Origin of the sequence: Spirulina sp. 06S082, from assembly GCF_034932145.1 — a bacterium.
In the GTDB taxonomy this organism is placed as follows: domain Bacteria; phylum Cyanobacteriota; class Cyanobacteriia; order Cyanobacteriales; family Spirulinaceae; genus CCY15215.
In genome coordinates this window covers 18,530-30,270 of the sequence record NZ_JAYGHV010000129.1, presented here as the reverse complement: position 1 = coordinate 30,270, position 11,741 = coordinate 18,530, and the positions used below count along the sequence as shown (strand labels likewise).

9 protein-coding genes are annotated in these 11,741 nt (G+C 46.2%); all 9 read right to left on the bottom strand.

What is annotated here, in order from left to right; genetic code table 11:
- Nucleotides 1-211 precede the first annotated feature (211 nt).
- The 9 genes from VB714_RS08835 to VB714_RS08795 all read right to left on the bottom strand — a co-directional run bounded on the left by VB714_RS08835 (nucleotide 212) and on the right by VB714_RS08795 (nucleotide 11,724).
- A complete protein-coding gene (locus tag VB714_RS08835) occupies nucleotides 212-1,183 on the bottom strand; it encodes a LysR substrate-binding domain-containing protein (protein WP_323223230.1) in 972 nt (323 codons plus the stop codon).
- Between the two features lie 106 nt (nucleotides 1,184-1,289).
- Entirely contained in the window at nucleotides 1,290-2,147 is an 858-nt protein-coding gene (locus VB714_RS08830; protein ID WP_323223228.1) for a nitrate ABC transporter ATP-binding protein, read from the bottom strand.
- Nucleotides 2,148-2,177: 30 nt separating this feature from the next.
- Entirely contained in the window at nucleotides 2,178-4,193 is a 2,016-nt protein-coding gene (locus VB714_RS08825; protein WP_323223226.1) for a nitrate ABC transporter ATP-binding protein, read from the bottom strand.
- Nucleotides 4,194-4,285: 92 nt separating this feature from the next.
- The gene (ntrB, locus tag VB714_RS08820; RefSeq protein WP_323223224.1) at nucleotides 4,286-5,131 is read right to left on the bottom strand and encodes a nitrate ABC transporter permease; all 846 of its coding nucleotides are present in this window, start codon (nucleotides 5,129-5,131) and stop codon (nucleotides 4,286-4,288) included.
- A gap of 30 nt (nucleotides 5,132-5,161) precedes the next feature.
- Nucleotides 5,162-6,532: a CmpA/NrtA family ABC transporter substrate-binding protein gene (locus VB714_RS08815; protein WP_323223222.1), complete on the bottom strand. Its 1,371-nt coding sequence runs from the start codon at nucleotides 6,530-6,532 to the stop codon at nucleotides 5,162-5,164.
- 332 nt (nucleotides 6,533-6,864) lie between these two features.
- Nucleotides 6,865-8,286: an NADP-dependent isocitrate dehydrogenase gene (locus VB714_RS08810; protein WP_323223220.1), complete on the bottom strand. Its 1,422-nt coding sequence runs from the start codon at nucleotides 8,284-8,286 to the stop codon at nucleotides 6,865-6,867.
- A gap of 183 nt (nucleotides 8,287-8,469) precedes the next feature.
- Nucleotides 8,470-10,170, bottom strand: a complete 1,701-nt coding sequence (ctaD, locus tag VB714_RS08805; RefSeq protein WP_323223218.1) for a cytochrome c oxidase subunit I — start codon at nucleotides 10,168-10,170, stop codon at nucleotides 8,470-8,472.
- A 56-nt stretch (nucleotides 10,171-10,226) separates the two neighbouring features.
- Nucleotides 10,227-11,228: a cytochrome c oxidase subunit II gene (locus VB714_RS08800; protein WP_323223216.1), complete on the bottom strand. Its 1,002-nt coding sequence runs from the start codon at nucleotides 11,226-11,228 to the stop codon at nucleotides 10,227-10,229.
- Nucleotides 11,229-11,409: 181 nt separating this feature from the next.
- A complete protein-coding gene (locus tag VB714_RS08795; RefSeq protein WP_323223214.1) occupies nucleotides 11,410-11,724 on the bottom strand; it encodes a hypothetical protein in 315 nt (104 codons plus the stop codon).
- Nucleotides 11,725-11,741 lie beyond the last annotated feature (17 nt).

Below are 11,741 nucleotides of genomic sequence, written 5' to 3'. Positions count from 1 at the left end.
GAACTAGCTCTACTGCCCTGGGAGGGGATATAAGACGAGGTGGTAGAACTTCGGTTCTGTCTAGCGCGATCCCCAGTGAAAAGGGAAGCCGCTATCGTAATCTTTGATTCGATAGCGGTAGTTCACACTCTTCAATAAATCTCATTCTCTCATCGCTAATTACTCTCTAAGGATTTTGTCGAATTATTTCAGGAAATACAAAATCATAATCTCACATAATCGATAACTTAGCGAGACTCGTTTTTTCAATCACCTGTTTTCCTTCTGCTTGTAAAAATTCAAAAAAGGTGTGAGCGATCGTCGAGAGAGAAGGAGAAGGAGAATAAGCGATCGCCCAGTGCTGAATAATGGGAAAATGTTTGACATCAAGGAGAGTAAAAGATGTTTTTAATTCATTTAATCCGATCGCGTGTAAAGAAACAATAGAAATTCCTAACCCAAGGGCGATCGCCTCTTTAATTGCTTCATTATTTCCCAATTCCAATTTAACTTGTAGGGGAATCTTATATTTTACAAATAATCTTTCGACTGCTTCCCGCATTGGCGAACTCGGTTCTGGTAAAATCAGGGATTCTCGAGCCAGTTGCTCTAATGTAATTTGTTTTTTTCCAGTTAAACGATGATCCTGACGGGCGATCGCCACCAACGGATTTTCTACAAAAGGATAATGAGGAATAGAGATTTTTTCTAGGGGTTGTCTGAGTAGATATAGATCGTCGCGATCGCTCATCATGCGCTCAAATAATTCTTCTTGAGAAGCCACAGTGAGAGAAATATTAACATTGGGATATTTTTGGCAAAATGCCTGTAAAATATGGGAAATTACATATTTGGCCGTTGTGACAACACCTAAGTTTAATTGTGCAGATTTAAAGTCTTTGAGATCGGCAATTTTTAATTCCAATTTCTCAAACTTCTGAAAAGTTTCTCTCGCGATTGTTAAGAGTTCTTGTCCGGCTTCGGTCAGATAAATATTTTTGCCAATTTGTTTAAATAACGGAAAACCAATAACTTTAGAAAGCTGTTTAATTTGAATAGAGACAGTAGGCTGAGTTAGTAAAAGTTCTTCCGCCGCTCTGGTAAAATTACCATGCCGAGCAGCCGCTTCAAATACCTGCAATTGATGAAATGTAATAGACTTGAATTGTTTCACGACAGCGCGAGGCTTGGTTAATAACATCATCAAAAAAAGAAAGGTGCGAGTCAGTATCGAGGAAAGAAGAAAGCAGTTAGGGAAAAGATATTTCCCCAACTTTCAATCCATTTTTGAGTCATGATCGTGTTACATTTTAAGCAACATCATCGTGGGCAAATCGGTCGTAGAGGAACTCTAAAGCGTAGTTGCGGAGTTGATAATATTTTGGGTCTTCCATAATTTGCACGCGATCGCGGGGACGCTCAAAAGGAATCTGCATAATTTCCCCAATAGTGGCCGCCGGTCCGTTGGTCATCATCACCAAGCGATCGGCTAAAAACAGCGCCTCGTCGATATCGTGGGTAATCATCAACACCGTACAACGATGTTCGTTCCAAATGGTCAATAATTCCTCTTGTAACTCCTCTTTAGTGATAGCATCTAAGGCTCCAAAAGGCTCATCGAGAATCAGCACTTGGGGACGAATAGCCAAAGCGCGGGCGATACTAACTCGTTGTTTCATCCCCCCGGAAATTTGTGGGGGTTTTTTATCCGCCGCATCAGATAACCCCACTAAAGCGAGATGCTCCCGCACGATCGCCCGTTTTTCCTTGAGGGGTTTGTGAGGATAGACCGCATTCACCGCCAAATAAACATTATCGAACACCGTCCGCCAAGGTAAAAGAGCGTAATTTTGGAAGACCACCATGCGATCGGGGCCAGGTCCTTGAATGGGTTGGCCTTCTAGCAAAACGCTTCCAGCCGTCGGTTGCTGAAACCCCGACACCATATTTAACAGAGTGGATTTACCGCAGCCAGAGTGACCGATCAAACAGATAAATTCTCCCTGTTGTACGGTTAAATTAATGTTTTGCAGAACGGTGTAACTGCCGTATTGCTTGACAACATTTTCTAGACTTAAAAGAGGTGATTGAGAGGAAACGGCGTTGCTTTTGTGAAAAGCGATCGCGTCGGATGGGTTGTTTTGAACAGTCGAGGATTGAGAAATCATAATTGCGAACAAAAGGAATAGAGAACAAAACTAAGCAGCAAGGTTGACAGAAGCCCGAGAATCATCATCTAAAACCACTTCAGCAATGGAGAAATCCTGCTTGATAGCAAGTTCGTTGAGATAGGTGATGGGATCTTCGGGATCGAAAACGGTGCCGTCAAACAGTTTAATGGGGATGCGGTTATACTTCATATCCAAAAGTCCCAACTCTCGGGCGGCGGTACTGAAAACACCCACTTTACAGATACGTTCGAGAATCTCCATCCAGTTACGGGGGAAGGGAGTATGTCCCCAGCGAGCCAATTGTGTCATAATCCAGAGGTGTTCGGTACGGCTGGGGCGGTTGGCGGACTCGCTAAAAAAGAGGTGGTGGGCGTACTCCCGCATGGGTTGTTCCACATCGCAAAAGGCTTGGTTGGGGTTGCCCAATTGGATATAGTCAAGATTGGTGCTGACATATTGCCGTTGCGCCAAAATCTGCCGAATTTCTAACTCGTTGTTTTCGTCGGCACAATAGCGACAGGCTTCTAAGAGGGCTTTCACTAAAGCGATGTGAGTATTGGGATAAGCATTAGCCCAATCTTCTCGCACCCCTAAAACTTTACCGGGATGACCGTCCCAGATTTCGAGGTCTGTGGCAATGGTAAAGCCCACTCCTTCGATCGCGGCACGTAAGTTCCAAGGTTCCCCCACGCAATAGCCGTCAATGGTTCCCCCTTGCAGATCCACCACCATTTGGGCGGGGGGAATAGTTTGCAGATTAACATCGCGATCGGGGTCAATTTGATAGGCCGCCAACCAATAACGCAGGAGGAGGTTATGCAAGGATGAGGGGTGAACCATGCCCAAGGTATGGGTGCGATCGCGGGTTTGCTGTAAATATTTCTGAAAGTCTTCCGCACTCCGCACCCCTTGGTCGTAGAAACGGCGATCGAGGGTGATCCCATTGCCGTTACGGGTCATAGTTAGCCCACTGACCACGGGGACGGGTTTGGCACCATCCCCCCCGAGGGTCATCCATAAGGGCATTCCTGCGGGCATTTGGGCGGCATCCAGGTACTTTCCAGCCATGCCATCGACAATACCCCGCCAACTGGTTTCCCGGACGAGGGAGACTTCCTCGAGGCCGTGTTTGGCAAAAAAGCCTTTTTCTTGGGCCACGGCGATGGGGGCGCAAGCGGTGAGGGGAACAAAACCGATTTCTAAATTCACCTTTTCCAAACCATGACGGGCGATCGCGGTGGTCTTTTTCGCCCGTAATTTTTTGATGCGTTTTTGTTGGTTGAGGAAGTAAATAATTTCCGATCGCAGGCTGTAATAACTGGGATGTTCCACTACTTCCATGCGTTTGCGGGGGCGAGGGATATCAACATCGAGAATTTGCCCGATTTTCGATTCTGGCCCGTTGGTTAACATGACAATGCGATCGGAGAGTAAAACCGCTTCATCCACATCGTGAGTCACCATTAAAGCACTAATCTCATTTTCCTCGCAAATTCGCATTAATTGTTCCTGCAAATTCCCCCGCGTCAAGGCATCCAAGGCTCCAAAAGGTTCATCGAGTAACAATAATTTTGGACGCAGGGCGAGGGCGCGGGCGATCGCCACCCGTTGTTTCATTCCTCCCGAAAGTTGCCCCGGATAGCGATTGGCGGCTGGGCGCAATCCTACCATATCGATATGCTCTTCGATTAAGGCTTTACGGTCTGGGGCGGGGGCATCTTTCATAACCGCATTCACCGCCAAGGCAATATTATCTCGCACCGTGCGCCAAGGGAGAAGAGAGTAATTTTGAAACACCACCATGCGATCGGGGCCGGGTTCTTTAACGCGCTGTCCTTCTAAAGTTACTAACCCATTGGTGGGTAAATCCAACCCTGCCACCATATTTAATAAGGTGGATTTACCGCAACCCGAGTGGCCGATGAGAGAGACAAATTCACCTTTTTTAATTTCTAAATCAATACCTTTTAAAGCAATGTATTGACCGCCATCGACTAAGGGAAATGCCTTTTCGATATTTTCAACTGAGACGAGAACGCCCATAATACCTCCTTTTTTATTGGTTATTGGTTATTGGTTGTTGGTTATTGAGTAATCGGTCTTACGAATAACCAACAATCACTATTTTTTCTGTTTTATTTTTGTTCTGCGGGAACGATCAGATGCTGTAAATAAGCGATCGCGCGATCGAGAAGTAAGCCCACGGCACCGATGTAAATCACGGCTAAGAGAATTTCACTGATGTAGTTTTGCTGATAAGCATCCCAGATGAAAAAGCCGATACCGACAATCCCCGACATGACAATTTCTGCTGCAATAATTGCCAACCATGCCAAGCCGATCGCAATTCTCAACCCTGTGAAAATGTAGGGTAAAGCGGAAGGAAAAAGAATATTGAGATAATACTCTTTTCGCGAAAGTTGCAAGACTTTGGCGACATTATTATAGTCATCGGGAATCTGTCGCACTCCTTCCGCCGTGTTAATTAAAATCGGCCAAACCGAAGTAATAAAAATGACGAAAATAGCGGCAGGTTGGTTTTGTTGTAGGGCAACGAGGGCGATGGGAACCCAAGCTAAAGGAGCCACCATTCGCAAGAATTGAAAAATAGGATCGAGGGCTTTATTAATGAGAGGATTTGTGCCAACAATAACCCCCACGCTGATGCCCACAAAAGCCGCGAGAAAGTAACCTTGTGCTACCCGAATTAAACTGGCAACAGTTTGCCAAAATAAGCCCTTATCCAAACCACCGCGATCGTAGAAAGGATACAACAACAATGTTCGAGTGCGATCGTCCGTCCAGAGACTCAAAGGACCGGGAATGCGAGATAAACCCGACATGGAAATCAATTGCCAGATCGCTAAGAAACTCAAAATTCCAATTGCGGGGGGCAGAATATTAGGAGCCTGCTTTTGCCAAAATTGAATGAGAAAGTTGGGGGCAGCCGTTGAACTACGCGATTTTATGCTCGTGGTCATAACTCTCCTATGATGAACTGCGAATTGCCATTAAACTTTTTTGATTTTTAAGCTATCTAAGTAACCTTCCGGATTTTCGGGATCGAAGGTGACACCATCAAAGAAGGTTTCGACCCCGCGAGAGGTACTTTCGGGAATATCGGCATCAAAACCCGCTTCCTTGGCTGCTTCTCGCCAGAGGTCTTCCCTGTTGACTTCATTGATGATGCGATTGACGGTATCAAAATCACTAATTTTATCCCGATGGAAACCCCACCGCAGAGTTTCCGTTAAGAACCAGAGATCGTGACTCTTGTAAGGATAGGAAACATTGCCAATACCGTCTTTCCAATAGAGAGGACCCATCATTTTGTCATCGATTTCCGCTTTCCCATCTCCCATTTTGTACTGCCCTTTGTAAGGCGGTTCGAGGATTTCTGGAGGAACATTAAAGTAGCTGCGCCCGGAAACTAACTTAACGAGTTCGGGACGATTGGCATCTTTATCGCACCATTGTTGCGCCTCCATTAAGGCTTTGAGAATGGCTTTGGTGGCTTTGGGGTTAGCATCTACCCAGTCGCCCCGAATAGCAAGGTATTCTTCCGGGTGAAATTTCCAAATTTGGCTGGTGAGGGCGGCCATGTGTCCGATGTCTTCGGCGATAATACGATAGGGCCAAGGATCCCCCGTACTGAACGCATCCATCGTGCCATTCCGCATTCCTTGCACCGTCTCGGCGGGAGGGACAGCGAGGAGATCGATATCTGTATCGGGGTTGACTCCCCCCGCAGCAAACCAGTAACGAATCCAAAAATCTTGGTTGACGTTGGGGAAGGTGTGGGCGGCTTTAAATTTGCGTCCTTCGTTGGCGGGGAAGCCTTTAATATAATCGGCAGCCCCCGAAAGGTCGAGACTGACTCCTTTACCTTGATGAATGCCCGCGATCGCAATACCGTTGCCCTGAGTATTTAATTGAGCGAGGACATACATGGGAATTTTTTGCCCATTCGTAATAATTCCTTCGCTAATTAAGTGAGGCATGGGCATTTGCCATTGACCGCCATCGATACCGCCCCCTTCAGAACCAATGGTGACGTTATCTCGCGCTGCTGCCCAGTTCGCCTGTTTGGAGAGTTCCACTTCCGTCATGCCGTATTTGGCAAAAAAGCCCTTTTCTTTGGCAATGACCAAGGCTGCTGCTTCCACGATGGGAATGTAACCCAGTTTAACCTTGGGGGTTTCAGGCATTTGTTCGGGGCTGATATCGATATCGGTGGCAACTTTGGAGTCACCGCTAGTTTCGGAGTTGCTACTCGGTTCGGGAGGGTTGCCCAAACAGCCTTTCAGTAAGATCGAGGTAGCGGCAGTTGCACCAGCAGTTGCTAAAAATTTACGTCGCGAGACATGAGGAAAATCAGACATAATTCCCTTCAGATGGATGTAATCGGTGTATTTAAAGTCGAGACGCTTTGCGGCTGTTTGATTAGTTAATTTAATCAAATCTCTCATTAACTTTAGATAATACAATCCTTCGATCATAATGTAAAGTCAATAGTTTTTATGATAACCATAACTAAAACCAAATAGATAAAAAACGAGATTGGACAGCAAAAACGCTACACAAATATTGTGTAGCGCAGGTTTGAGGTTAGTTTTTTAATTCCCTCTATCTCAATACTGTAAATTCAGATAATGGGAATTTTGTCAAGTCTTAGCTATTTTGATATAGGGGGATCGAATCCCTGAGATCGTGCCTAGAAATGACTGATAATTGCCTGAGCAAATTCAGAACACTTCAACGGTGTCTCAACTTTAGGTTCCATCAATCGTGCTAGATCGTAAGTGACTTGACCTTTGGCGATCGCCGCCCCAAGTCCCTTCTTAATCAAATCTGCCGCTTCTTGCCAGCCCATAAACTCTAGCATCATCACCCCGGAAAGGATAACCGATCCTGGATTGATCCGGTCTAATCCTGCGTGTTTGGGTGCCGTGCCGTGGGTGGCCTCGAAAATAGCACAAGTGTCCCCGATATTAGCACCGGGACCCATGCCCAAGCCACCGACGATCGCCGCAGCCGCATCGGAAAGATAGTCCCCATTTAAGTTCATTGTCGCTAAAATCGAATACTCATCGGGACGGGTCTGGATTTGTTGGAAAATGCTATCGGCAATGCGATCGTTGACCATGATTTTTTCCTGCCATTTTCCCTCCCCGTGACTGTCCCAAAGTTCATTAAGAACTGTTTCGACTTCTTGACAAATCTCCTGCTGTTTCTCTGGGGTAAGGGTATCGTAACCCGGATCGATCGTGCGGGCATTTTCCTCAACGGAAATATCGGGATTTTTCTCCTTATTGCTCAAAATCCAGGATTCCCGTTCGATGATACACTCAGCGCGAAATTCACTCTTGACCAGTTCGTAACCCCAGTCCCGAAATGCTCCTTCGGTGTACTTCATAATATTGCCCTTATGCACCAAAGTGACTTGCTGTTTCTCTTTAGGAAGGCGCAAGGCATTGGCGATCGCCCGACGGATCAGCCGTTGAGATCCGGTTTTGCTAATGGGTTTAATGCCAATTCCCGAGTCAAGGCGAATTTGCTTTTTACCATGTTCTGGAGTCGCGGGAATTAACTCTTCATTGAGATATTTAATAATCTTTTGAGCCATTTCCGTGCCTTCTCGCCACTCAATGCCCAAATAAATATCTTCTGTATTCTCCCGATAGACAATAATATCTAGCTTTTCGGGGGTTTTGTGAGGAGAAGGCGTTCCCTTGTAATAGCGGCAGGGACGCACGCAGGCATAAAGATCGTTGATTTGCCGCAACGCCACATTTAGAGAGCGAATTCCGCCTCCTACAGGGGTTGTGAGGGGTCCTTTGATGGCAATACCATACTCGGCGATCGCCTTTAAGGTATCTTCCGGCAAATATTGAAATGTCCCGTATCGATCGCAGGCTTCATCTCCAGCATAAATCTTGAACCAATGAACTTGCCGTTTTTTCTCATAAGCCTTAGCGATCGCCGCATCGAGAACCATTTGCGTCGCTGGCCAGATGTCAACTCCCGTACCATCGCCGCGAATAAAAGGGATAATGGGATCGTCGGGAACAATGGGTTTACCCTCTGAGAAGGTAATGCGAGAACCAACGGAAGGAGGAGTGATTTTTTCGTACATAGTCCTCGAAACTGATAAATTGATTTTTGCTAGGCTACCAGATATTTATCCCTAACATTGATTTTGTATTTTGATTTGCAATGTCGAGAGTATGCAATACGGGCGTATGCAATACGCCCCTACCCAGAAATCCAACTGTAGGGGCGCAAGCATTGCGCCCCTTGCGCCCCCTTAAAGTTGATGTTACTTCACTTCCCGAGAAACTTCTTGTAACATTTCTTCCACAGAAGGAACGACCTCAAAACTTTGCGTATCGATACCATAATCGTAGGGTCCTGCCCAAACAATAGGTTCTTCGTCAAAGTTTTCGATCGCCGGGGGAGAAGTGGTTTGCCATTCCAAAGTCAGCGATCGCCAGGGGTTGCGCCCAGCTTTTTCCCCATAGCGCCAACTCCAAGCCATGTTAATGATGAAAGGAATCACCGAAAGTCCCAACAGAATTGCGCCGTAAGTACAAATCTGATTGATAAACTCAAACTTGGGATCGTACATGGCCACCCGTCGAGGCATTCCCTGCAAACCGAGGGAGTGCATGGGAGTAAAGGTAATTAAAGTCCCGATGAGAGTCATCACAAAGTGAATGCGTCCCAAGGTTTCGTTGTACATCCGTCCGGTCATTTTTGGGAACCAGTGATAAATTCCGGCGTAAACCCCAAAGACAGAACCGCCAAAGAGAACATAGTGGAAATGCGCGACCACGTAGTAAGTATCGTGGACGTGGAGATCGAAAGGAACTGCGCCGAGGGTGATGCCACTGAGTCCCCCAAAGACGAACATGGCCAATAATCCCACGGCAAATAAGAGAGGCGATCGCAGGCGAATTTTGCCGCCCCAAAGAGTTGCCACCCAACTAAAAATCTTTACTCCCGTTGGTACGGCGACGATAAAAGTGGAGATGGCAAAGAACATCCGCATCCATGCTGGGGTACCACTGGAGAACATATGGTGAACCCAAACAAATAAGCCCACAAAACAAATCGCCAAACTGGAGTAGGCGATCGCGAGATAGCCAAAAATCGGCTTGCGAGAGTGAGTGGAAATAATCTCCGACATCACGCCGAAAATCGGCAGAATCATCAAGTAAACGGCGGGGTGAGAATAAAACCAGAATAAGTGCTGGTAAACCACGACATTTCCCCCCATTTCCGGGCGGAAAAAGCCGGTACCGAAGTTAATATCAAACAGTAGCAAAATCAAGCCGATCGCCAATACTGGAGTAGAAAGGAGGGCGAGAATAGAAGTCGCCATCATTGCCCAAATAAAGAGAGGCAATTCATTCCACCGCATATCGGGGATTTTTAGTTTGTAGATAGTGACGAGGAAATTTAACGCCCCCATAATTGAGGAACTTCCCACCAAAATAATCGACAAAATCCACAAACTCTGGGCGGTGTTATTGGTAATCAAACTCAAGGGAGGATAAGCGGTCCACCCGGTTTGAGAACCGCCAAAGAATAAACTCGCCATCAGTAATAATCCGGCGGGAGGATTGACCCAAAAGGCGATCGCATTCAGGTTGGGAAAGGCCATATCCTTGGCACCCACCATCAAGGGAATGAGATAATTGCCAAAACCACCAATAGCCACGGGGACGACCCAGAAAAAGATCATCATCGTGCCGTGATTGGTCAACAGGGCATTATAAACATTGGGATCGAGGAAATCTGATTCGGCGGTGTACAATTCTGCCCGCATAAACATCGCCATCATTCCCGCAATGAGATAGAAGGTAAAAGAGAGGACGATGTATTGAATACCGATGACTTTGTGATCGGTGTTATAGCCGAAATAGTGATACCACTTCCACGCCTCGGGATGCTGATGTCCATTTGTCTCTGCGGGAGGCGAGGGGGGGCTATTGAGAGGGATTTGTGCTTGTGCCATAAATAATTATTAGGGGAGTGGAAGAGTAGGGAAAAAAATTCATCCCTCATCATCATTTAGCCTTCGTGGTGGGCTAAGTGGGCTAAACTGTCGGCATCAATGCCCAGTCTTTCCGCATAGGGAGACATAAATTCGCGATCGCTTAATTCGCGAGAATTAACCGCAATGGTTTGCTCTAAATCTGGGTTTTGGGCAATTTGATTTTCCTCGACCCAGCTTGTAAACTCCTCGGGGTCGTGAACGACAATCTGCGTCCGCATGGACCCGTGATAAGCGCCGCAAAGTTCGGCACAAACAATGGCATAACTTCCGGTTTTCGTGGCAACAAACCGCAATTGCGATTTTTGTCCTGGAATAGCATCTTGTTTAATGCGAAAATCCGGCAACCAAAGGGAATGAATTACATCTTGGGCAGCAATATTCAGTTGTACATCCGTTCCCACGGGGACATGAAGTTCTCCCGAAACAATGCCCATATTGGGATAGTTGAAAATCCAAGCGTATTGTACTCCCATGACATCAACGCTTAAATCTGGGGGTTGCAGTCCTTCAACGGGAGTAGCGCCGATCCCGTACTGGGAATTTCCTTCTGCATCCACAGCCAGTAAGGAGTTCATGCGACCGAGGGGCATATTTGCAACTTCTACTGCCTGACCTTGGTGATGGTGCGCCACTTGACCTACGGTGTCAAATCCTCCCATTTCGTTATACACCTGTACGCTATAAATCCCCAAACCTATGACGATGAAGGTAGGAATTGCCGTCCAAAAAATTTCTAAGGGCAAATTTCCCTCAACATAAGTAGCATCGGTTTCATCTCCCTCACGATGTCGGAATTTGACCACGGCAAAAATAATCGCACCTTCGACAATCAAAAAGAGTGCCGTACCAATGATCGTCATGAGGTTGAAGAGATTATCAACTAGAGGAGCTTGTTCGGAAACTTGCTCTGGGAATAACCCATTATTTTGACCGTACCAGAGGCTGATCCCCGCTACGGCTAACCCTATGGTTAGGGTAATTAGAGAACTGGGGACTGTTTCTTTCTCTTTTGCCATAAGTAAATTTTCCTCGGGTTGCTGTTAAGAGTTAGACGAGATTTATACATACACGCCTTCTATGAAAGCACTCGCTTGAAGCACTTGCTTGAGGTTACTGGATATCTTAACAACCCTTTCAGGTTTTTCCTAAATCTTAAAACAAACTAAAGTTTTCTTAAGTTTTCGCGATCGCGTTTTCTCAATTATGTCTGTAAACTAGACTACATTGACTATATCTATTTGTTTTTAGCTGTTGTTTTTGTCGGAGTGTTTCTCGCAAACAAGCAGCGCGATCGCAGATGTTTAAATGTTCTCTTGTGGCAATGGTTTCAGCGCGATTGGCAAAGGCGATCGCCTCATGAATATCCCCTTCTGCTTCTGCCAATTTTGCCATCTCTAATAAAACTTTCGCCATTGCATCGGTGCGGCTAATTTCTTGACAAAGTTGCAGACAAAGTTGATAGTAGGTTTTAGTTTGTTCTCCTTCTCCTTGTTCACCGGGTCTCGCCTCCAAGATCGAAAAACGAAGAG

Coding starts and splice junctions, on each gene's coding strand:
- VB714_RS08800 (WP_323223216.1), bottom strand. CDS start 11,228: ATGGCAAAAGAGAAAGAAACAGTCCCCAGTTCTCTAATTACCCTAACC.
- VB714_RS08810 (WP_323223220.1), bottom strand. CDS start 8,286: ATGTACGAAAAAATCACTCCTCCTTCCGTTGGTTCTCGCATTACCTTC.
- VB714_RS08815 (WP_323223222.1), bottom strand. CDS start 6,532: ATGTCTGATTTTCCTCATGTCTCGCGACGTAAATTTTTAGCAACTGCT.
- ctaD (WP_323223218.1), bottom strand. CDS start 10,170: ATGGCACAAGCACAAATCCCTCTCAATAGCCCCCCCTCGCCTCCCGCA.
- VB714_RS08830 (WP_323223228.1), bottom strand. CDS start 2,147: ATGATTTCTCAATCCTCGACTGTTCAAAACAACCCATCCGACGCGATC.
- ntrB (WP_323223224.1), bottom strand. CDS start 5,131: ATGACCACGAGCATAAAATCGCGTAGTTCAACGGCTGCCCCCAACTTT.
- VB714_RS08835 (WP_323223230.1), bottom strand. CDS start 1,183: ATGATGTTATTAACCAAGCCTCGCGCTGTCGTGAAACAATTCAAGTCT.
- VB714_RS08825 (WP_323223226.1), bottom strand. CDS start 4,193: ATGGGCGTTCTCGTCTCAGTTGAAAATATCGAAAAGGCATTTCCCTTA.